The sequence below is a fragment of the Streptomyces sp. NPDC048290 genome (assembly GCF_040652095.1).
GTDB lineage: Bacteria > Actinomycetota > Actinomycetes > Streptomycetales > Streptomycetaceae > Streptomyces.
This window is the reverse complement of record NZ_JBEZLM010000004.1, coordinates 390,465-410,745: the sequence shown is the minus strand read 5'-3', so window position 1 is coordinate 410,745 and position 20,281 is coordinate 390,465. Positions and strand designations below refer to the sequence as shown.

Genomic DNA, 20,281 nt, shown 5'->3' with positions numbered 1-20,281 from the left:
TTCCGACCCCTTACAGCTTCATCAGGCTGGCGTCGTCGACCGAGGCCGAGTGGCGGGCGCGGAACAGGGACACGATGATCGCGAGTCCGACCACGACCTCGGCGGCGGCGACGACCATCGTGAAGAAGGCGATCACCTGCCCGTCGAGATTGCCGTGCATCCGGGAGAAGGCGACGAACGCGAGGTTGCAGGCGTTGAGCATCAGCTCCACGCACATGAACAGCACGATCGCGTTCCGCCTGATCAGTACGCCGGTGGCGCCGATCGTGAACAGCAGGGCCGCGAGGTAGAGGTAGTTGACCGGGTTCACTTGGACGCCTCCTCGGTCCGCTGGAACTGCGGGGGCTCGATCTCGTCCCGCTCCAGGCGTTCCTCGGAGCGCTGCTCCAGCGCCTTGAGGTCGCTGATGGCCTCGGCCGACACATCGCGGACCTGGCCGCGCTCGCGCAGCGTCCGGTTGACCGTCAGCTCCGAGGGCGTGCCGTCGGGGAGCAGACCGGCGATGTCCACGGCGTTGTGCCGGGCGTACACGCCGGGGGCGGGCAGCGGCGGGAGGTGCTTGCCTTCGCGGACCCGCTGCTCGGCCAGCTCGCGCTGGGTCTTGGCGCGCTCGATGCGCTCCCGGTGGGTGAGCACCATGGCGCCGACGGCGGCCGTGATCAGCAGGGCGCCGGTGATCTCGAAGGCGAAGACGTACTTGGTGAAGATGAGGGCGGCCAGGCCCTGTACGTTGCCGCCCGCGTTGGCCGTCGCCAGACCGTCGAACTGGTTCAGCGAGGCGTTGCCGATCCCGCCGGCCAGCAGCACGCCGAAGCCGAGCCCGCACAGCAGGGCCAGCCAGCGCTGGCCCTTGATGGTCTCCTTCAGCGAGTCCGCGGCCGTGACCCCGACCAGCATCACCACGAACAGGAACAGCATCATGATGGCGCCGGTGTAGACGATGATCTGCACCACGCCGAGGAAGTAGGCCCCGTTGGCGAGGTAGAACACCGCCAGCACGATCATGGTCCCGGCCAGGCACAGCGCGCTGTGCACGGCCCGCTTCATCAGGACGGTGCCCAGGGCGCCGATCACCGCGACCGTGCCGAGGACCCAGAACTGGACGGCCTCGCCGGTGGAGGTGGAGTAGGCGGCGAGCTGCGCGCTCACGCGTCCACCTCCTCGTCCTCGGGCTTCTCGCCCTTCGAGACGGCGGGCTGCTGGACCGTGCCCGGCGCGGCCTCGGTGACCAGGCCGCGGTAGTAGTCCCCTTCGTCCATGCCGGGGTAGATCGCGTGCGGCGAGTCGACCATGCCCTCCTCAAGACCGGCGAGGAGCTGCTCCTTGGTGTAGATGAGGTTGGCGCGGCTGGAGTCGGCCAGCTCGAACTCATTGGTCATGGTCAGCGCGCGGGTGGGGCACGCCTCGATGCACAGACCGCACAGGATGCAGCGGGCGTAGTTGATCTGGTACACCCGCCCGTACCGCTCGCCCGGGGAGTAGCGCTCCTCGTCCGTGTTGTCGGCGCCCTCCACATAGATGGCGTCGGCGGGACAGGCCCAGGCGCACAGCTCGCAGCCGACGCACTTCTCCAGTCCGTCCGGATGGCGGTTGAGCTGGTGCCGTCCGTGGAACCGGGGGGCGGTGGTCTTCTGCTGCTCCGGGTACTGCTCGGTCAGCCGCTTCTTGAACATGGCCTTGAAGGTCACGCCGAAGCCGGCCACGGGGTTCTGGAAACCGGGGTTGGTCTCCTTGGGCTCCTCAGCCATCGGACGCCTCCTTTCCATCCAGCGATCCGTCACTGTGAGTATCGGGCCCGCCACTGACAATCAGCTCCCGCTCGCGGCGCGGGCGGCGCCTGGGCACCGGTGGCAGCTCCTGTCCGGGCAGCGGTGGCACCGGGAATCCACCGGCCGTCGGGTCGAACCCGGGGCTCTGGTCGGACGGTTCGGGGGCCGGTGTGGCCCGGTCGAGGATGAGGCCGGCGATGACGAGGATCAGCTTCAGCACCGCGAGCGCGCCGGCGACGTACAGCACGATGTCGGCGAACTCGTAGTTCTCGTTGCGCAGCGTCCGCACGACCGCGACCAGCATCAGCCAGACCAGCGAGACCGGGATCAGCACCTTCCAGCCGAGCTTCATCAGCTGGTCGTAGCGGACCCGGGGCAGGGTGCCGCGCAGCCAGATGAAGAAGAACAGCAGCAGTTGCACCTTGAGGACGAACCAGAGCATCGGCCACCAGCCGTGGTTCGCGCCCTCCCAGAACGTGGAGATCGGCCAGGGGGCCCGCCAGCCGCCGAGGAACAGCGTCACGGACACCGCGGAGACCGTCACCATGTTCACGTACTCGGCGAGCATGAACATCGCGAACTTGATGGAGGAGTACTCGGTGTTGAAGCCGCCCACGAGGTCGCCCTCGGACTCGGGCATGTCGAACGGCGCCCGGTTGGTCTCACCGACCATGGTGACGATGTAGATCAGGAAGGAGACCGGCAGCAGGATCACGTACCAGCGGTCCGCCTGCGCCTCGACGATGGCCGAGGTGGACATCGAGCCCGAGTACAGGAAGACGGAGGCGAAGGCGGCGCCCATGGCGATCTCGTAGGAGATCATCTGCGCGGCCGAGCGCAACCCGCCCAGCAGCGGATACGTGGAGCCGCTGCTCCAGCCCGCGAGGACGATGCCGTAGATCCCGACCGAGGCGACCGCGAGGATGTAGAGCATCGCGATCGGCAGGTCGGTGAGCTGCATCGTGGTGCGCTGGCCGAAGATCGAGACCTCGTTGCCGGCCGGGCCGAAGGGGATCACCGCGATCGCCATGAACGCCGGGATGGCGGCGACGATCGGCGCGAGGATGTAGACCGCCTTGTCCGCGCGCTTGACGATCAGGTCTTCCTTCAGCATCAGCTTGATGCCGTCGGCCAGCGACTGGAGCATGCCCCAGGGGCCGTGCCGGTTGGGCCCGATGCGCAGCTGCATCCAGGCGACGACCTTGCGCTCCCAGACGATGGAGAACAGCACGGTCACCATCAGGAAGGCGAAGCAGAAGACCGCCTTGATGGCCACCAGCCACCACGGGTCACGGCCGAAGAGCGAGAGGTCCTCGGCGGCGAGGAAGTACGCGCCGCTCATGCCTCCACCTCCTTGGGGGCCTCATCGGCGGGGGCCGCCGGGCCGATACGGACGAGGGAGCCGGGCAGGGCGCCGGTGTCGGAGGCGACCCCGCCGCCGGTGGAGTTCAGCGGGAGCCAGACCACGCGGTCGGGCATCTCGGTGACCTTCAGCGGCAGTTCGACGGTCCCGGCGGGGCCGGTCACCAGCAGCGGATCACCGTCGGCGACGCCCGCCTCCACGGCGGTGGCGGCCGAAACCCGCGCATGTGCGGCGTGTCGCGTGCCCGCCAGCGCGCTGTCGCCCTGCTGGAGGACGCCCTGGTCGAGCAGCAGCCGGTGCCCGGCGAGCACCGCCTCGCCCGCGGCCGGACGGGGCACCTGGGCGCCGCTCTCCTGCGGCTCCCCCGCGCGGGACCCGCTCCAGGGACCGAGCCGGTCGATCTCCGAGCGCGTGGTCCGTACGTCGGGCAGGCCCAGGTGGACGTCCATGGCGTCGGCCAGCATCTGGAGCACCCGCGCGTCGGCCGGGGGCAGCGGACGGGTCATCTGGTCGGGCTTCAGGGCGGCCTCGAAGGACCGCACCCGGCCCTCCCAGTTGAGGAACGTGCCCGCCTTCTCGGCGACCGCGGCGACCGGCAGCACCACATCGGCGTGCCGGGACACCTCACTGGGCCGCAGTTCCAGCGACACCAGGAAGCCGACCGCGTCGAGCGCCTCCCGCGCGCGGGCCGGGTCCGGCAGGTCGGCCACCTCCACGCCCGCGACCAGCAGCGCCTGGAGTTCACCGGAGACGGCGGCCTCCACGATCTGCCCGGTGTCCCGCCCGTAGCGGTGCGGAAGGTCGGCCACGCCCCAGACGGCCGCGACCTCCTCCCGCGCGCGCGGGTCGGTCGCCGGGCGCCCGCCCGGCAGCAGCGACGGCAGCGCACCGGCCTCGACGGCCCCGCGCTCCCCGGCCCGCCGCGGAATCCACACCAGCCGCGCCCCGGTCGCCGCGGCGGCCCGTACGGCGGCCGTCAGCCCACCGGCCACGGCCGCCAGCCGCTCGCCCACGACGATGACCGCGCCCTCGGCGCGCAGCGCCTCGGCGGCCCGCTCACCGGGCGCCTCCAGGCCGACCCCGCCGGCCAGGGCGTCCAGCCACTCGGTCTCGGTGCCGGGCGCGGCGGGCAGCAGGGTGCCGCCCGCCTTCTCCAGTCCGCGGGTGGCATGGGTGGCCAGCGAGAACACCCGCTGCCCATGGGCCCGCCACGCCTTGCGCAGCCGGAGGAAGACGCCGGGCGCCTCCTCCTCGGACTCGAACCCGGCCAGCAGCACCGCCGGGGCCTTCTCCAGCAGGGCGTACGTGACGCCCGTACCGTCGAGGTCCCGGCCGCGGCCCGCGACCCGGGCGGCGAGGAAGTCGGCCTCCTCACCGCTGTGCACGCGGGCGCGGAAGTCGATGTCGTTGGTGTCGAGCGCGACCCGCGTGAACTTGCTGTACGCGTAGGCGTCCTCCACGGTCAGCCGTCCGCCGGTGAGGACACCGGTCCGGCCGCGTGAGGCGAGCAGCCCCTGGGCGGCGATCTGGAGCGCCTCCGGCCAGGACGCCGGTTCGAGGTCGCCCTCGGCGTTGCGCACCAGGGGCGTGTCCAGCCGGTCGCGCTGCTGGGCGTAGCGGAACGCGAAGCGGCCCTTGTCGCAGACCCACTCCTCGTTCACCTGGGGGTCGTTGGCGGCGAGCCGCCGCATGACCTTGCCGCGCCGGTGGTCGGTGCGGGTCGCGCAGCCGCCCGCGCAGTGCTCGCAGACGCTGGGCGAGGAGACCAGGTCGAAGGGGCGGGAGCGGAACCGGTAGGCGGCCGAGGTGAGCGCGCCGACCGGGCAGATCTGGATGGTGTTGCCGGAGAAGTACGACTCGAAGGGGTCGCCCTCGCCGGTGCCGACCTGCTGGAGCGCCCCGCGCTCCAGGAGTTCGATCATGGGGTCGCCGGCGATCTGGTTGGAGAAGCGGGTGCAGCGGGCGCACAGCACACAGCGCTCGCGGTCCAGCAGCACCTGGGTGGAGATCGGCACCGGCTTCTCGAAGGTCCGCTTCTTGCCCTCGAAGCGGGAGTCGGACTGGCCGTGCGAGACGGCCTGGTTCTGGAGCGGGCACTCGCCGCCCTTGTCGCAGACCGGGCAGTCCAGCGGGTGGTTGATGAGCAGCAGCTCCATCACACCCTGCTGGGCCTTCTCCGCGACCGGGGAGGACAGCTGGGTCCTGACGACCATCCCGTCGGTGCAGGTGATGGTGCAGGACGCCATCGGCTTGCGCTGGCCCTCGACCTCCACGATGCACTGGCGGCAGGCGCCGACCGGGGCGAGCAGCGGATGGTCGCAGAACCGGGGGATCTCGATGCCGAGCTGCTCGGCGGCGCGGATGACCAGGGTGCCCTTGGGCACGCTGATCTCGGCGCCGTCGATGGTCAGCGAGACGAGATCCTCCGGCGGGACCGCCGCCTCTCCCCCGCCGGTGGGGGCGCTGGTGGTCACGGTCATGCGTTCACCTCCGGGCGGTCCGCCCAGGCTGTCGACTTGGCCGGGTCGAAGGGGCAGCCCCGGCCGGTGATGTGCTGCTCGTACTCCTCGCGGAAGTACTGCAACGAGGAGAAGATCGGCGCCGCGGCGCCGTCGCCGAGGGCGCAGAAGGACTTGCCGTTGATGTTGTCGGCGATGTCGTTGAGCTTGTCGAGGTCGGCCATGGCGCCCTTGCCCGCCTCGATGTCACGGAGCAACTGGACGAGCCAGTAGGTGCCTTCGCGGCAAGGGGTGCACTTGCCGCAGGACTCATGGGCGTAGAACTCGGTCCAGCGGGTGACGGCCCGCACCACGCAGGTCGTCTCGTCGAAGCACTGGAGCGCCTTGGTGCCGAGCATGGAGCCCGCGGCGCCCACGCCCTCGTAGTCGAGCGGGACGTCGAGGTGGGCGTCGGTGAACATCGGGGTGGAGGAGCCGCCCGGCGTCCAGAACTTCAGCCGGTGGCCGGGGCGCATCCCGCCGCTCATCTCCAGCAGCTGGCGCAGGGTGATGCCGAGGGGGCCCTCGTACTGGCCGGGGGAGGCGACATGGCCGCTGAGCGAGTACAGCGTGAAGCCCGGGGACTTCTCGCTGCCCATCGACCTGAACCATTCCTTGCCCTTGTTCAGGATCGCGGGAACGGAAGCGATGGATTCGACGTTATTCACCACAGTCGGGCAGGCATAGAGGCCCGCGACAGCAGGGAAAGGGGGACGCAGCCGCGGTTGGCCGCGGCGGCCTTCGAGCGAGTCCAGCAGCGCGGTCTCCTCACCGCAGATGTACGCGCCCGCGCCCGCGTGCACGGTGATGTCGAGATCGAGCCCGCTGCCCAGGATGTTCTCGCCGAGCAGGCCGGCCTCGTATGCCTCGGCGACCGCCGAGTGCAGCCGCCGCAGCACAGGGACGACTTCACCGCGGAGATAGATGAAGGCATGCGACGACCTGATGGCGTAACACGCGATGATCATGCCCTCGATGAGGCTGTGCGGGTTCGCGAAGAGGAGCGGGATGTCCTTGCAGGTCCCGGGCTCCGATTCGTCGGCGTTGACAACTAGATAGTGCGGCTTTCCATCGCCCTGCGGGATGAACTGCCACTTCATGCCCGTGGGGAATCCGGCGCCGCCCCGGCCGCGCAGACCGGACTCCTTGACGTAGGCGATCAGATCGTCCGGTGTCATGGCGAGGGCCTTGCGCAGGCCCTCGTAGCCCTCGTGGCGCCGGTACACGTCCAGGGTCCAGGAGCGGTCCTCGTCCCAGAACGCGGACAGTACGGGTGCGAGCAGTTTCTCCGGGCTCGTGCCCTTCAGCTCGGGTGCCAAGGTCATCACTCCCCCTCCTCGGCGACGGGTCCCGCCGGGTGGGCGGGGTCCGACGCCGATGTGTCCTGTGGCGCGTCGTGCGAGCTGAGGTAGCCGGGCGGCACGGCGTCCTGAGGCGCCGCGTCAGGCGCCGCATCGCGCGGGGCGTCCTGGGGGCCGCCCTCGCGGGGGTGGACCACCCGGGCCGGTCCGGTCTCGCCCTTGGCCAGGCGCAGCCCGGTCAGGGAGGCGGGTCCGGCGCTGCCGCCACCGGCGACGGCGCCCTCACGCTCGTCGGGGAAACCGGCCAGGACGCGGGCGGTCTCCTTGAAGGTGCACAGCGGCGCCCCGCGCGTGGGGGTCACCTCACGGCCGGCCCGCAGATCGTCCACCAGCCGCTTGGCGCTCCGCACGGTCTGGTTGTCGAAGAACTCCCAGTTGACCATCACGACCGGCGCGAAGTCGCAGGCCGCGTTGCACTCGATGTGCTCCAGGGTGACCTTGCCGTCGTCGGTGGTCTCGTTGTTGCCGACGGCCAGATGCTCCTGGAGCGCCTCGAAGATGGCGTCGCCGCCCATCACCGCGCACAGCGTGTTGGTGCACACGCCCACCTGGTAGTCGCCGGAGGGGCGGCGCCGGTACATGGTGTAGAAGGTGGCGACGGCGGTGACCTCGGCCGTGGTCAGGTCGAGCACATCCGCGCAGAACTGCATCCCGGTGCGGGTGACATGCCCCTCCTCCGACTGGACGAGGTGCAGCAGCGGCAGCAGGGCGGAGCGGGAGTCGGGGTAGCGGGCGATCACCTCGCGCGCGTCCCGCTCCAGGCGGGTGCGGACGTCGTCCGGGTAGGCGGGCGCGGGCAGTTGGGGCATGCCCAGGCTGACGCCGCGTTCCGAGGAAGAGGTGGTCACCGGTCGACGCCTCCCATCACGGGGTCGATGGACGCGACGGCGACGATGACATCGGCGACCTGGCCGCCCTCGCACATCGCCGCCATGGCCTGAAGGTTGGTGAAGGACGGGTCGCGGAAGTGGACCCGGAAGGGGCGGGTGCCGCCGTCGGAGACGGCATGCACCCCGAGTTCGCCCTTGGGCGACTCGACGGCCGTGTACGCCTGGCCGGGCGGGACCCGGAATCCCTCGGTCACCAGCTTGAAGTGGTGGATCAGGGCCTCCATGGAGGTGCCCATGATGTTCTTGATGTGGTCGAGGGAGTTGCCGAGCCCGTCGGGACCCAGGGCGAGCTGGGCGGGCCAGGCGATCTTCTTGTCGCCGACCATGACCGGGCCGGGCTCCAGCCGGTCCAGGCACTGCTCGACGATCCTGAGCGACTGGCGCATCTCCTCCAGCCGGATCAGGAAGCGGCCGTAGGAGTCGCAGGTGTCGGCGGTCGGGATGTCGAAGTCATAGGTCTCGTAGCCGCAGTAGGGCTGGGTCTTGCGCAGGTCGTGCGGGAGGCCGGTGGAGCGCAGGATCGGGCCGGTGGCACCGAGGGCCATGCAGCCGGCCAGGTCCAGATAGCCGATGTCCTGCATCCGCGCCTTGAAGATGGGGTTCCCGGTGGCGAGCTTGTCGTACTCGGGAAGGTTCTTGCGCATCTTCTTGATGAACTCGCGGATCTGGTCGACCGCGCCGGGCGGCAGGTCCTGGGCGAGTCCGCCGGGGCGGATGTAGGCGTGGTTCATCCGCAGGCCGGTGATCAGCTCGTACAGGTCGAGGATCATCTCGCGGTCGCGGAAGCCGTAGATCATGATCGTGGTCGCGCCCAGCTCCATGCCGCCGGTGGCGATGCACACCAGGTGGGAGGAGAGCCGGTTCAGCTCCATCAGCAGGACGCGGATGATCGTGGCGCGGTCGGGGATCTCGTCCTCGATGCCGAGGAGCTTCTCGACGGCCAGGCAGTAGCCGGTCTCGTTGAAGAACGACGTCAGGTAGTCCATGCGCGTGACGAAGGTGGTGCCCTGCGTCCACGTGCGGTATTCGAGGTTCTTCTCGATGCCGGTGTGGAGGTAGCCGATGCCGCAGCGGGCCTCGGTGACCGTCTCGCCGTCGATCTCCAGGATCAGCCGGAGCACCCCGTGGGTGGAGGGGTGCTGGGGGCCCATGTTGACCACGATGCGCTCGTCGTCGGCGCGGGCCGCGGACTGGACGACCTCGTCCCAGTCGCCGCCGGTGACCGTGTAGACGGTGCCTTCGGTGGTCTCGCGCCCGGTGGCGTGCTGTGTGCTCATGAGTACGACCTCCGCTGGTCCGGAGCCGGGATCTGGGCGCCCTTGTACTCGACGGGGATGCCGCCGAGGGGGTAGTCCTTGCGCTGCGGGTGGCCCTGCCAGTCGTCCGGCATCATGATCCGCGTCAGGGCCGGGTGACCGTCGAAGACGATGCCGAAGAAGTCGTACGTCTCGCGCTCGTGCCAGTCGTTGGTCGGGTAGACCGGGACCAGCGACGGGATGTGCGGGTCGCCGTCGGGGGCGCTGACCTCCAGCCGGATCAGCCGGTTGTGGGTGATCGAGCGCAGGTGGTAGACGGCGTGCAGCTCGCGGCCGGTGTCGTGCGGGTAGTGGACACCGCTGACGCCGGTGCACAGCTCGAAGCGCAGGGCCGGGTCGTCGCGCAGGGTGCGGGCGACGCGGACCAGGTGTTCGCGCTCGATGTGGAAGGTGACTTCGCCGCGGTCGACGACGGTCTTCTCGATCGCGTTCTCGGGCAGCAGGCCCTGTTCCTCCAGGGCGCCTTCCAGTTCGTCGGCGATCTCGTCGAAGAGTCCGTCGGTGTCCGTGCCGCTCGGGCCGCCGTAGGGGCGGCTGGAGGCGCCGGGCAGCCGGACGGAGCGGACGAGTCCGCCGTAGCCGGAGGTGTCGCCGCCGTTGTTGGCGCCGAACATGCCGCGCTGGACGCGGATCTCCTCACCGCCGTCGCCGCGCTGGCCGGGGAGGTTGGAGGCGGCGAGGTCCTTCTCGGGGTTCACCCCGTCCGACGGCTCGCCGGTGCCGTTGGCGTCGCTCATCGCAGCAGCCCCTTCATCTCGATCGTCGGCAGGGCCTTCAGCGCCGCTTCCTCCGCCTCCCGGGCCGCCTCCTGGGCGTTCACCCCGAGCTTGGAGTTCTGGATCTTGTGATGGAGCTTGAGGATCGCGTCCAGCAGCATCTCCGGGCGCGGCGGGCAGCCCGGGAGATAGATGTCGACCGGGACGACATGGTCGACGCCCTGGACGATGGCGTAGTTGTTGAACATGCCGCCCGAGGACGCGCAGACGCCCATGGAGATGACCCACTTGGGGTTCGGCATCTGGTCGTAGACCTGCCGCAGTACCGGCGCCATCTTCTGGCTGACCCGGCCGGCCACGATCATCAGGTCCGCCTGGCGCGGTGAGCCGCGGAAGACCTCCATGCCGAAGCGCGCCAGGTCGTAGCGCCCGGCGCCGGTGGTCATCATCTCGATGGCGCAGCAGGCCAGGCCGAAGGTGGCCGGGAAGACCGACGACTTGCGTACCCAGCCCGCGGCCTGCTCGACGGTGGTCAGCAGGAATCCGCTCGGCAGCTTTTCTTCGAGTCCCATGGCTAAAGGCCCCTCAGTCCCATTCCAGGCCGCCGCGCCGCCATACATACGCGTAGGCGACGAAGACGGTGAGCACGAAGAGCAGCATCTCCACGAGCCCGAACACACCCAGGGCGTCGAAGGTGACGGCCCACGGGTAGAGGAAGACGATCTCGATGTCGAAGACGATGAAGAGCATCGCCGTCAGGTAGTACTTGATGGGGAAGCGCCCGCCGCCGGCCGGCGTGGGGGTCGGCTCGATACCGCACTCGTACGCTTCGAGCTTGGCGCGGTTGTACCGCTTCGGACCGATCAGCGTGGCCATGACCACGGAGAAGATCGCAAAGCCTGCCCCGAGGGCTCCCAGTACGAGGATGGGCGCATACGCGTTCACCGCTCCTCGCTCCTCTCAGTCGGCACTGACTGCTGGCGGTGGTGCATGGGCTCACACCCGCCCCACCAGTCCCACGAGGTCCACTCGTCCCGGCGAAGATCGAGAACATGTGAAGCAGGTCACAAGCCCAACTGCTCCGCATCTTATGCCCGCCGCTCTGTGATCTGCGACACGGGGTATTACACAAGCTTTGTGATCTCCACCACCTGACGAAGGATCATGAAGTCGGATGAGCGGTGATCTTCACACGGGAAGCAGTCGAGCGATCACCAATCGCGACATCCGCGCTCGCCGTCACCGCTCAGCCGCAGCTCAGGGGCTACCCGAAAGGGTCGTCTCCATATCAAGAGAGTTCCGCCGCATGCAAATTGGCGAGGGACGGGACCGCTTGATAGTGGGCCGTATTCACACATCAGGGCGAGACGTCGGGCGGGTGTGGACGTGTGCACGCATTCACGAGCCGAACCGGTCAACCGACCCCTTCAGGACGCAACCGGACCTGGTGACCGTTCCGTGACCTCCGCCACATTGGTCAGGTGCGCGTCAGATCGGGGGTTGGCCATCTTCCGAAACCGATGGTAGGTGCGGGGCAATTCGGACGTAACAATGAAAGCCCGTGATCACAGGTGTATTACAGCCCGTCCACAATGTCCGTTACGGCGTCAATAAGGAGTGACACGGCTGGGATTCATGACGCCGATTGAACAACTGTGGCGCAGCACACGTTTCTTGAAGGTATGGAGGAGCCCCTGATACCGGTTGGTCTCATGTCCCACACCGCTCACATACGCAGCCACCGGAAACCCCGGCCCCGCAGCGCCTCGTCGCTCGCGATGCGGGCCGGCGTGGCCGGTGGCATCCTCAGCACCGTGGCCGTCGGTTCGGCCTCGGCTTCGGCCAACGCCGCCGAGCCGGTGACGCAGACGCTCGAACTGCCCACCCTGACGGCGGACCTGTCCGTCCAGGTGTCCAAGTCGGCCCATGCCACCCAGCTGGCCGCCGCCAACTACGAGCTGAGGGCCGAGCGCGACGCCGCCGCGGCCCAGGCCGCCCAGCAGGCCAAGGCCGACCTCGCGGAGGCGAAGAAGAAGGCCGAGGCCAAGAAGAAGGCCGAGGAGGCCCGCAAGGAGGCCGCGGAGCGCGCGGCGCGCGACGCCGAGCGCACCGCGCTGGCCACCGCGTCCTCGCCCGCCTCGACGTCCTCGTCGTCCTCGTCCGGCAGCGAGTCGCCGTCCACCGCCACCCCGAGCGGCAGCGTCGGCACCGTCATCTCCTTCCTCAAGGCGCAGCTCGGCGACGCCTATGTCATGGGCGCCACCGGTCCCAACGCGTGGGACTGCTCCAGCCTGGTGCAGGCCGCGTTCAAGCAGGTCGGCGTGGACCTCCCGCGCGTCTCGCAGGACCAGTCGATGGTCGGCACCGAGGTCGGCACGTCCAACCTCCAGGTCGGCGACATCCTGTACTGGGGCGGCAAGGGCTCCGCGTACCACGTGGGGGTGTACATCGGCGGCGGCCAGTACCTGGACGCCGCGAACCCCTCCAAGGGCGTCGTCATCCAGGACCTCTCGGGCTACCCGGCGTCGGGCGCGGTCCGCGTGCTCTGACCCTGGGCCTCGACTGCTCCCCGGAGTGACGCCGGGGAGCGCGACGGGGTGCCCTTCCGCTCTACTGAGGGGCGGGAAGCCGGACATCGGCCTCCCGCCCCTCATCGGCGTCCGGCCCGACCGGGCGCCCGCGGCACAAGGAGCGCGCCCATGCCCAGCGTCTTCGTCCAGGGACGTCCCGTCGCCTCGTACCCCCCGCTCGCGCCCGAGGCCCGGCGCGGCACGGTACGGCGGATCACCGAGGTCGGCGAGGAAGTCCTGCACCGGCCGTGCCGGGACGTCACCGAGTTCGGACCCGATCTCGCCGCGCTGATCGACGACATGTTCCGCACCATGTACATCGCCGACGGAGCGGGCCTCGCCGCGAACCAGATCGGCGTCGATCTCCGCCTCTTCGTGTACGACTGCCCCGATGACAACGGTGTCCGGTATGTCGGACACCTCGTCAATCCCGTACTGGACCCGCCCGCTCCGGCCGGGCGTCGGCTGCTGGAGGAGGGCGAGGGCTGTCTGTCGGTGCCGGGGGCGACGATGGACGTACCGCGCCCCGACCGGGCGGTGGTGCGGGGGTACGACCGCGAGGGGCAGCCGCTGGTGATCGAGGGCACCGGCTACTTCGCCCGCTGCCTCGAGCATGAGACGGACCATGTGAACGGGCAGGTGTATCTGGACCGGCTGTCCCGGCGCGACCGCAAGGAGGCCCTGCGGCAGACGGCGGCCCGCCGGGAGGCGGTGTACGCGCGGCGGGCGGAGAAGGCGCGGACGCTGGCGGGTTGACGCCGTAGGGGGCGCCTTCGCCGCCGGGGCGGGGCGACACGGGCGGGGCGGGCCGACGGGGGCGGGGCGAGGTGTCGTACCCGCGCCCCGCGCCGGGGAGCCCCGGGGCGGCCCGCCCCACGGTGCCCGGCGCCGACCCGTCCCAGGGACCGGCACCCGGCACCCGGCACCGGAAGGTGCCCACCCGGGCCGGACAAGGGCGTAACACCCGGGCGGGGTGAGGGCGTCACCCCCTCACCCCGCCCGGAGGCACCTGGGGCACCCGGCGCTCACCGCCCCCTCACGCCTTCGGCGCCACCTTGCTCAGCCCGTTGATGATCCGGTCCATCGCGTCGCCGCCCGTCGGGTCCGTCAGGTTCGCGAGCAGCTTCAGGGTGAACCGCATCAGCATCGGGTGGGTCAGCCCGCGTTCCGCCGCCACCTTCATCACCTTCGGGTTGCCGATCAGCTTCACGAAGGCGCGGCCCATCGTGTAGTAGCCGCCGTAGGTGTCCTTCAGGACCTGCGGATAGCGCTGGAGGGCGATCTCGCGCTGGGCCGGGGTGGCGCGGGCGAACGCCTGGACGGCGATGTCGGCGGCGATCTGCCCGGACTCCATGGCGTAGGCGATGCCCTCACCGTTGAACGGGTTCACCAGCCCGCCCGCGTCACCGACCAGCAGCAGGCCCTTGGTGTAGTGCGGCTGGCGGTTGAAGGCCATCGGGAGGGCGGCGCCGCGGATCGGGCCGGTCATGTTGTCGGGGGTGTAGCCCCAGTCCTCCGGCATGGACGCGCACCACGCCTTGAGGATCTCCCGCCAGTCCAGCTCCTTGAAGGACGACGACGTGTTGAGGACCCCGAGGCCGACATTGGACGTGCCGTCGCCCATGCCGAAGATCCAGCCGTAGCCGGGCAGCAGCCGGTCCTGGGCGCCGCGCCGGTCCCACAGCTCGAGCCAGGACTCCAGATAGTCGTCCTCATGGCGGGGCGAGGTGAAGTACGTGCGTACGGCGACGCCCATCGGGCGGTCCTCGCGGCGGTGCAGGCCCATCGCCAGGGAGAGCCGGGTGGAGTTGCCGTCGGCGGCGACCACCAGCGGGGCGTGGAAGGAGACCTCGCGCTTGTCGGTGGAGTCGGGGTCGCCCAGCTTGGCGCGGACCCCGGTGATCCGGCCGGTGCGGTCGTCCACGATCGGCTCGCCCACGTTGCACCGCTCGTACAGCCGTGCCCCCGCCTTCTGCGCCTGCCGGGCGAGCTGCTCGTCGAAGTCGTCGCGCTTGCGGACGAGTCCGTAGTTCGGGTAGGCCGCCAGGTCGGGCCAGTCCAGCTGGAGGCGGGTGCCGCCGCCGATGATGCGCAGCCCCTTGTTGCGCAGCCAGCCGGCCTCCTCGGAGATGTCGATGCCCATGGCGACCAGTTGCTTCACCGCGCGCGGGGTGAGGCCGTCGCCGCACACCTTCTCGCGCGGGAAGGCGGTCTTCTCCAGCAGCAGGACGTCGAGTCCGGCGCGGGCCAGGTGGTACGCGGTCGTGGAACCGGCCGGTCCCGCGCCCACCACGATCACATCGGCGGTGTTGTCCGACAGAGGCTCGGTCACGACGGGATCTCCCCAAAGCTCGAAATCTGCGTGCCGACGGGCACTGGACATGGGCAGTCTATTCAGCAGAATTGATCAACCGGCCGAAGGGATGCCAAGTGAATCCAGCTCCGCCCGTGGTACGGCTGCGTGTCCCCACCGACGAGGACGCGGTGGCCTGGCACCGGATCTTCGACGACCCGGACGTCATGGAGTTCCACGGCGGTCGCAGCTCCGAGTTGTCCGTCTACGAGGAGCTGACCGCCCGCCAGCGCCGTCATGACGCCGAGCGCGGCTTCTGCCTGTGGACCATGCTGGACGAGCACGAACGGGTGCTCGGCTTCACCGGCGCACAGCCCTGGCCCGCCGACTGGGGTCCCCAGGGGGAGATCGAGATCGGCTGGCGGCTGGGCCGGGAGCACTGGGGCAAGGGGTACGTCACCGCCGCCGCGCGGGAGACCCTGGAACGGCTGCGGGCCGGGCGCACCACGACGGTCGTGGCGATGGTCAACGCCCGCAACACCCGCTCGATCGCGGTGACCCAGCGGCTGGGTATGCGGCTCGCGGAGACCTTCATGACACCGGCGACCCAGCAGCGGGGCCACTGCTATCGGCTGGACCTCTGATCAACAGTCACCCAGCGTAATCATCAGCTACAGAAAGACACTTGGCGCTTCCGATCGGCACCCCCGTGCGGTTACCCTGCCAGTACCGCAGGGGGTGACATCTGTGCGCATACCACCCAACACGCCCGAAGTGCGCGTACCAAAACTTGTCGGACTGATGGCCGTGGACGCCCGCGACACCGCCGAGACACATGGGGTCCTGCTCGCCGCGCCCGACAGACCCGACTTCCACCACACCGTCGTCGACTATGTCGTACGGCAGTACCCGCCGCCGGGGGTCGAGGTGCCGCGCGGCGCGGTGGTCACCGTCTGGTTCGACCTCGGTGAGGGAGAGGGCGGGGGCGGCGCCGGGGTCCGTGAACCACGGGTGCCGAGGCCGCCGAGCGGGGGGATGCAGCGGGAGCTGGGCGCGCCCGGGGACGCGTTCGAGCCGATGCACTGAGCGATGGGCCTCCGGCGGGCACCGGTCCCTCGCGGACGAGCCTCCGGCAGGCACAGGTTCCTCGCACACGGGCCTCCGCCCACGCCGGTCCCCCGCGCACGGGCCTCCGGCAGGCGCAGGTCCCTCACGGACGGTCTCCGGCCGCCACCGGTTCCCCGCGGACGAGCCTCCGGCCGCCACCGGTCCCCCGCGCACGAGCCTCCGGCAAGCACAGGTCCCTCACGCACGGGCCTCCGCCCACGCAGGTCCCCCGCACACGGGCCTCCTGCAAGCACCGGTCCCTCGCACACAAGCCTCCGCCCACGCCGGTCCCTCGCACACGGACCCCGGCCGACACGCCCCCCGAGTCGCACCGACCCACGCCGGAAACCCCCGAGTCGCACCGACCCACGCCGAAGACCCCCAAGTCGCACCGACCGCGCCGAAGACCCCCAGGGTCACCGGCCCGCGTCGGAGACCCCCGGCCTCCGTCAGCTCTCCGCCTTGAAGCCCCGGTGCAGCGCCACCACGCCCCCCGTCAGATTCCGCCACGCCACCTTCGACCAGCCCGCCGCCTGGAGCCGTTCGGCCAGCGCGGGCTGGTCGGGCCAGGCGCGGATGGACTCGGCGAGATAGACGTACGCGTCCGGGTTGGAGCACACCGTCCGGGCCAGCGGCGGCAGCGCCCGCATCAGGTACTCGGAGTAGACGGTCCGGAAGGGCCCCCATGTCGGCTGGGAGAACTCGCAGATCACCACGCGTCCGCCGGGCCGGGTCACCCGGTACATCTCGCGCAGCGCCGCGTCCGTGTCCTGCACATTGCGCAGCCCGAAGGAGATCGTCACCGCGTCGAAGACATCGTCCTTGAACGGCAGCCGGGTCGCGTCCCCCGCCGTGAACGGCATCCAGGAGTGCCGCCCCTTGCCGACCTGGAGCATCCCGAGCGAGAAGTCGCAGGGGACGACGTACGCGCCCGCGCGGGTGAACGGCAGCGAGGAGGTCGCCGTACCGGCGGCCAGGTCCAGCACCTTCTGCGCGGGCCGGGCGTCGACCGCCCTGGCCACCTCCTTGCGCCAGACCCGGTCCTGGCCGAGGGACAGCACGTCGTTGGTGAGGTCGTAGCGTTCGGCCACGTCGTCGAACATCGTGGCGACTTCGTGCGGCTGCTTGTTCAGGGAGGCGCGGGTCACGGACTCATTCTTGCAGCCCGGGTACGCCGGGGAGGCGGCGCCCGGCCCGGGATGCGCCTCGCCGGTCCACCGTCCGGAACCGGGCATTCGACCCCGTCGGCCCCTCCCACCGCCTACCTTGTCCCTCAACTGGCACAACAGGAACAGACGTCGTGGAAACGGGTGGGTGTGCGATGAGGGGTCTGCTGCGGTCTGCGGCCGGACTGGGTGTGGTGCTGGCGTTGGCGGGCTGCTCGGCGGGCGGCGACGACGCCCCGGCGGACACCGCGAAGCCGTCGGTCAGCTCCTCTCCCTCGGCGGGCACCGGCCCGGAGTACGCCCCCTACGTCATCGCCACGACCCCGTCCCTGGTCGACGGGGCGGGGTCGCCGCAGGCGTACAACCTGGCCTTCGTCCTGTCCGACGGCAAGGGGTGCACGCCGATGTGGGACGGGGCGGTGGCGATCGACGACCCGGCGATCCCGACCCGGGTCTCGATGCTCACCTCCTCCGGCGCCGACGTCCGGGTCTCCTTCGGCGGCGCGGACGGGACGGAACTGGCGGCGGTGTGCGACAGCGCGGACGAGCTGGCACAGGCGTACGGGGCCGCGCTGGACGCGGTCGACGCCACCCGGGCCGACTTCGACGTCGAGGGCGACGACCTCGGCGACGCGGCGGCGGTCCAGCGGCGCAACGAGGCCATCGCGCTGCTCCAGAAGGAGCGGACCGGGCTGGAGGTGTCGTACACGCTGCCCGTGCTGCCGTCGGGGCTGGCGGAGGACGGCCTGGAGCTGCTGGGGTCGGCCGCCGACGCGGGCGTCGAGGTGGCCACGGTGAATCTCATGACCATGAACTACGGCGAGTCCTTCGACGGCGACATGGGCGACTACGCGATCGAGGCGGCGGGCGCGGCGCACGGCCAGCTGATGGAGGTGTTCGGCCGCACCGAGGCCGAGGCGTGGGGGTCGCTGGCGCTGACCTCGATGATCGGCGTGAACGATGTGCGGGGCGAGACGTTCACGGTCGAGGACGCGGGGCAGGTGCGGGCGTTCGCCGAGGAGCGGGGCCTCGGGTGGGTGTCGATGTGGGCGGCGTACCGGGACCGGCCGTGCGGGGCGGGGCAGACGACGGAGTGCAGCGGGGTGGAGCAGGAGGAGGGGGCGTTCGGGGAGGCGTTCGGCGGCTGAGCGCGCCGCCGAGCGGCCCGCAGGGCACCGGCTCCCACCCGCCGACGGCGGCACGGCCCACCGGAGTGCACCGGCCACCGCCCCGCACCACCACCGGCCGTCACCACCACCGCCCGCCAGCGGCCCTCACCGGTCACCGGCCCTCACCTCCACCAACCGCCACCGACCGTCACCGCCCCCGCGCCCACCGCCCCGGCCGTCACCGCCCCCTCCCGGGGCTCACCGCCGCCGATACACGATCCGCCCCTCCAGCACCGTCGCCACACACACCCGTGCCCCCCGCTCCCCCAGCTCCGCCTCGTCCCGTACGTCGAAGACGGCGAAGCGGGCCGCCGAGCCCGTCTGGCGCTCCGGCTGGAACTCCGCCGGGACGCCGCAGGCGTAGGGGTCGAGGGCGGCCGGTCCGGTGGGCTCGCCGAGGCGCCCCACCACCCCGATCCCGGACCGCCGTACCGCCGTCACCACCGGCGGGCGCTGCGGAGCGCCCGCCACCGCGACCGTGCCGTGGGCCAGCATCCGCTGGATGCCGCGCCGGGCGCTGGCGCCCCAGCGGGCGTCGTCCGGCCGCAGCCGGTCCAGGGCGGGCCCGGTCAGCGGCTCGGTGCCCAGCTCGTCGGCCTCGCGGGGGTCGGGGTGGTAGGCGTGGTCGAGGAGTTCGGGGCCGTAGAGGTGGAGCAGGCCCGGGGTCAGCAGTCCGGGCCACTCGCGCACCCGCGCGGCGGGGTACGCGGCGGTCAGCGCGGCCAGGTCGCCCACCTCGGCGATCCACGCGCCACGCACCGCGTACGCCCGGCCCCGGGCGTCGGCGTGGAGGGTCAGCACGGCGCTCAGTTGGAGGCGAGGAGCTTCAGCTCGGGGTGCGCGGTGCCGCCCTCGATCGCGGTGGAGGAGATGTGCGACATCACGCGGGCGTCGACGGGGTCGTCGGCCGGGTCGTCGTGCACGACGAGGTGCTCGTAGGTGGTGGAGCGCTGGGCCGGGGTGCGTCCGGCGCCGCGGATCATCTCGATCATCTCCAGCAGGTTGGAGCGGTGCTTGGCACCGGCCGCGGAGACGACGTTCTCCTCCAGCATGATCGAGCCGAGGTCGTCGGCGCCGTAGTGCAGGGTGAGCTGGCCCGCGTCCTTGCCGGTGGTGAGCCAGGAGCCCTGGATGTGCGCCACGTTGTCGAAGAAGAGCCGGGCCACGGCGATCATCCGCAGGTACTCGAAGATGGTGGCCTGCGTCCGGCCCTTCAGGTGGTTGTTCTGGGGCTGGTACAGATACGGGATGAAGGCGCGGAAGCCGCCGGTCCGGTCCTGTACGTCACGGATCATCCGCAGGTGCTCGATGCGCTCGGCGTTGGTCTCGCCGGTCCCCATCAGCATGGTGGAGGTGGACTCGACGCCCATCCGGTGGGCGGTCTCCATGATCTCCAGCCAGCGCTCACCGCTCTCCTTCAGCGGCGCGATGGCCTTGCGGGGCCGCTCGGGCAGCAGCTCGGCACCGGCTCCGGCGAAGGAGTCCAGACCGGCGGTGTGGATACGCCCGATGGCCTCCTCCACCCCGACCTTGCTGATCCGGGCCATGTGCTCGACCTCGCTGGCCCCCAGGCTGTGGATGACGAGCTGCGGGAACTCCTTCTTGATCGCCGCGAAGTGCTCCTCGTAGTACTCCACGCCGTAGTCCGGGTGGTGGCCGCCCTGGAACATGATCTGGGTGCCGCCCAGTTCGACGGTCTCGGCGCAGCGGCGCAGGATGTCGTCCAGATCCCGCGTCCAGCCCTTGTCCTTGGCCTTCGGCGGGGCGTAGAAGGCGCAGAACTTGCAGGCGGTCACACACACATTGGTGTAGTTGATGTTCCGCTCGATGATGTACGTGGCGATGTGCTCGACCCCGGCGTACCGCCGTCGTCGTACGGCGTCGGCGGCGGCGCCCAGCGCGTGCAGCGGGGCGTCGCGGTACAGGACGAGCGCCTCCTCGGGCGTGATCCGCCCCCCTCCGGCGGCACGGTCCAGCACGGACTGAAGGTCGGCCTTCTCGCTCACCGAAGCGCCCCTTTCGTAGAGATGCGCCGGGGGGCCGGGACCACGCCCCGGGTCCTC

At 70.7% G+C, this 20,281-nt stretch carries 20 protein-coding genes; 5 read left to right on the top strand and 15 right to left on the bottom strand.

The features are described 5' to 3' along the window. Window positions 1-10 precede the first annotated feature (10 nt). The 11 genes from nuoK to AB0D49_RS09155 are packed head-to-tail and all read right to left on the bottom strand — an operon-like array spanning window position 11 to window position 10,858. The gene (nuoK, locus tag AB0D49_RS09205; protein ID WP_351837913.1) at window positions 11-310 is read right to left on the bottom strand and encodes an NADH-quinone oxidoreductase subunit NuoK; all 300 of its coding nucleotides are present in this window, start codon (window positions 308-310) and stop codon (window positions 11-13) included. Next, window positions 307-1,149: an NADH-quinone oxidoreductase subunit J gene (locus AB0D49_RS09200; RefSeq protein WP_362753264.1), complete on the bottom strand. Its 843-nt coding sequence runs from the start codon at window positions 1,147-1,149 to the stop codon at window positions 307-309. The genes nuoK and AB0D49_RS09200 overlap by 4 nt, the downstream gene beginning before the upstream one ends. Further along, a complete protein-coding gene (gene nuoI / locus AB0D49_RS09195; protein ID WP_362753262.1) occupies window positions 1,146-1,748 on the bottom strand; it encodes an NADH-quinone oxidoreductase subunit NuoI in 603 nt (200 codons plus the stop codon). The genes AB0D49_RS09200 and nuoI overlap by 4 nt, the downstream gene beginning before the upstream one ends. Continuing rightward, complete coding sequence (nuoH, locus tag AB0D49_RS09190; RefSeq protein WP_362753259.1) at window positions 1,741-3,111, bottom strand: NADH-quinone oxidoreductase subunit NuoH; 1,371 nt, start codon at window positions 3,109-3,111, stop codon at window positions 1,741-1,743. Before nuoH ends, nuoI begins: the two co-directional genes overlap by 8 nt. After that, a complete protein-coding gene (locus AB0D49_RS09185; protein ID WP_362753256.1) occupies window positions 3,108-5,612 on the bottom strand; it encodes an NADH-quinone oxidoreductase subunit G in 2,505 nt (834 codons plus the stop codon). The genes nuoH and AB0D49_RS09185 overlap by 4 nt, the downstream gene beginning before the upstream one ends. Further along, window positions 5,609-6,958 (bottom strand): NADH-quinone oxidoreductase subunit NuoF, encoded by a 1,350-nt coding sequence (nuoF, locus tag AB0D49_RS09180; protein WP_362753253.1) that lies wholly within the window; start codon window positions 6,956-6,958, stop codon window positions 5,609-5,611. The genes AB0D49_RS09185 and nuoF overlap by 4 nt, the downstream gene beginning before the upstream one ends. Continuing rightward, window positions 6,955-7,839: an NADH-quinone oxidoreductase subunit NuoE gene (gene nuoE, locus AB0D49_RS09175; RefSeq protein ID WP_362753250.1), complete on the bottom strand. Its 885-nt coding sequence runs from the start codon at window positions 7,837-7,839 to the stop codon at window positions 6,955-6,957. Before nuoE ends, nuoF begins: the two co-directional genes overlap by 4 nt. Next, window positions 7,836-9,158, bottom strand: a complete 1,323-nt coding sequence (locus AB0D49_RS09170; RefSeq protein WP_362753247.1) for an NADH-quinone oxidoreductase subunit D — start codon at window positions 9,156-9,158, stop codon at window positions 7,836-7,838. Before AB0D49_RS09170 ends, nuoE begins: the two co-directional genes overlap by 4 nt. Then, complete coding sequence (locus AB0D49_RS09165; RefSeq protein WP_362753244.1) at window positions 9,155-9,934, bottom strand: NADH-quinone oxidoreductase subunit C; 780 nt, start codon at window positions 9,932-9,934, stop codon at window positions 9,155-9,157. Before AB0D49_RS09165 ends, AB0D49_RS09170 begins: the two co-directional genes overlap by 4 nt. Next, complete coding sequence (locus tag AB0D49_RS09160) at window positions 9,931-10,485, bottom strand: NADH-quinone oxidoreductase subunit B family protein (RefSeq protein ID WP_362753241.1); 555 nt, start codon at window positions 10,483-10,485, stop codon at window positions 9,931-9,933. Before AB0D49_RS09160 ends, AB0D49_RS09165 begins: the two co-directional genes overlap by 4 nt. 13 nt (window positions 10,486-10,498) lie before the next feature. After that, window positions 10,499-10,858 carry an NADH-quinone oxidoreductase subunit A gene (locus AB0D49_RS09155; RefSeq protein WP_007383963.1) on the bottom strand — a complete coding sequence of 120 codons (360 nt, stop codon included), beginning with the start codon at window positions 10,856-10,858 and terminating at the stop codon, window positions 10,499-10,501. 737 nt (window positions 10,859-11,595) lie between these two features. Here AB0D49_RS09155 and AB0D49_RS09150 point away from each other — a divergent pair. Then, window positions 11,596-12,462 carry a C40 family peptidase gene (locus AB0D49_RS09150; RefSeq protein ID WP_362753238.1) on the top strand — a complete coding sequence of 289 codons (867 nt, stop codon included), beginning with the start codon at window positions 11,596-11,598 and terminating at the stop codon, window positions 12,460-12,462. 150 nt (window positions 12,463-12,612) lie between these two features. Then, window positions 12,613-13,239 carry a peptide deformylase gene (gene def, locus AB0D49_RS09145; RefSeq protein ID WP_362753235.1) on the top strand — a complete coding sequence of 209 codons (627 nt, stop codon included), beginning with the start codon at window positions 12,613-12,615 and terminating at the stop codon, window positions 13,237-13,239. A 280-nt stretch (window positions 13,240-13,519) separates the two neighbouring features. Here the strand turns inward: def and AB0D49_RS09140 are convergent, their stop codons facing one another. Beyond that, complete coding sequence (locus AB0D49_RS09140) at window positions 13,520-14,866, bottom strand: geranylgeranyl reductase family protein (protein WP_362753232.1); 1,347 nt, start codon at window positions 14,864-14,866, stop codon at window positions 13,520-13,522. A 47-nt stretch (window positions 14,867-14,913) separates the two neighbouring features. Between AB0D49_RS09140 and AB0D49_RS09135 the strand changes: the two genes are divergently transcribed. Both AB0D49_RS09135 and AB0D49_RS09130 read left to right on the top strand, forming a co-directional pair. Beyond that, window positions 14,914-15,420: a GNAT family N-acetyltransferase gene (locus AB0D49_RS09135; RefSeq protein ID WP_362753229.1), complete on the top strand. Its 507-nt coding sequence runs from the start codon at window positions 14,914-14,916 to the stop codon at window positions 15,418-15,420. Window positions 15,421-15,523: 103 nt separating this feature from the next. Further along, window positions 15,524-15,862 (top strand): PASTA domain-containing protein, encoded by a 339-nt coding sequence (locus tag AB0D49_RS09130; protein ID WP_362753226.1) that lies wholly within the window; start codon window positions 15,524-15,526, stop codon window positions 15,860-15,862. A 470-nt stretch (window positions 15,863-16,332) separates the two neighbouring features. Here the strand turns inward: AB0D49_RS09130 and AB0D49_RS09125 are convergent, their stop codons facing one another. Further along, window positions 16,333-17,031: a demethylmenaquinone methyltransferase gene (locus AB0D49_RS09125; protein ID WP_362753223.1), complete on the bottom strand. Its 699-nt coding sequence runs from the start codon at window positions 17,029-17,031 to the stop codon at window positions 16,333-16,335. 173 nt (window positions 17,032-17,204) lie between these two features. Here AB0D49_RS09125 and AB0D49_RS09120 point away from each other — a divergent pair, with 173 nt between their 5' ends. Continuing rightward, on the top strand, window positions 17,205-18,197 hold the full coding sequence (locus tag AB0D49_RS09120; protein ID WP_362753220.1) for a chitinase: 993 nt from the start codon (window positions 17,205-17,207) through the stop codon (window positions 18,195-18,197). A 219-nt stretch (window positions 18,198-18,416) separates the two neighbouring features. On the opposite strand, the gene AB0D49_RS09115 is transcribed toward AB0D49_RS09120, so the two are convergent. Further along, window positions 18,417-19,019: a hypothetical protein gene (locus AB0D49_RS09115; RefSeq protein WP_362753217.1), complete on the bottom strand. Its 603-nt coding sequence runs from the start codon at window positions 19,017-19,019 to the stop codon at window positions 18,417-18,419. Between the two features lie 5 nt (window positions 19,020-19,024). Then, window positions 19,025-20,224 carry a cyclic dehypoxanthinyl futalosine synthase gene (gene mqnC / locus AB0D49_RS09110; protein WP_362753213.1) on the bottom strand — a complete coding sequence of 400 codons (1,200 nt, stop codon included), beginning with the start codon at window positions 20,222-20,224 and terminating at the stop codon, window positions 19,025-19,027. Window positions 20,225-20,281 lie beyond the last annotated feature (57 nt).

Coding starts and splice junctions, on each gene's coding strand:
- AB0D49_RS09185 (WP_362753256.1), bottom strand. CDS start 5,612: ATGACCGTGACCACCAGCGCCCCCACCGGCGGGGGAGAGGCGGCGGTC.
- def (WP_362753235.1), top strand. CDS start 12,613: ATGCCCAGCGTCTTCGTCCAGGGACGTCCCGTCGCCTCGTACCCCCCG.
- AB0D49_RS09165 (WP_362753244.1), bottom strand. CDS start 9,934: ATGAGCGACGCCAACGGCACCGGCGAGCCGTCGGACGGGGTGAACCCC.
- AB0D49_RS09160 (WP_362753241.1), bottom strand. CDS start 10,485: ATGGGACTCGAAGAAAAGCTGCCGAGCGGATTCCTGCTGACCACCGTC.
- AB0D49_RS09150 (WP_362753238.1), top strand. CDS start 11,596: ATGGAGGAGCCCCTGATACCGGTTGGTCTCATGTCCCACACCGCTCAC.
- AB0D49_RS09170 (WP_362753247.1), bottom strand. CDS start 9,158: ATGAGCACACAGCACGCCACCGGGCGCGAGACCACCGAAGGCACCGTC.
- AB0D49_RS09120 (WP_362753220.1), top strand. CDS start 17,205: ATGAGGGGTCTGCTGCGGTCTGCGGCCGGACTGGGTGTGGTGCTGGCG.
- nuoI (WP_362753262.1), bottom strand. CDS start 1,748: ATGGCTGAGGAGCCCAAGGAGACCAACCCCGGTTTCCAGAACCCCGTG.
- AB0D49_RS09140 (WP_362753232.1), bottom strand. CDS start 14,866: ATGTCCAGTGCCCGTCGGCACGCAGATTTCGAGCTTTGGGGAGATCCC.
- nuoH (WP_362753259.1), bottom strand. CDS start 3,111: ATGAGCGGCGCGTACTTCCTCGCCGCCGAGGACCTCTCGCTCTTCGGC.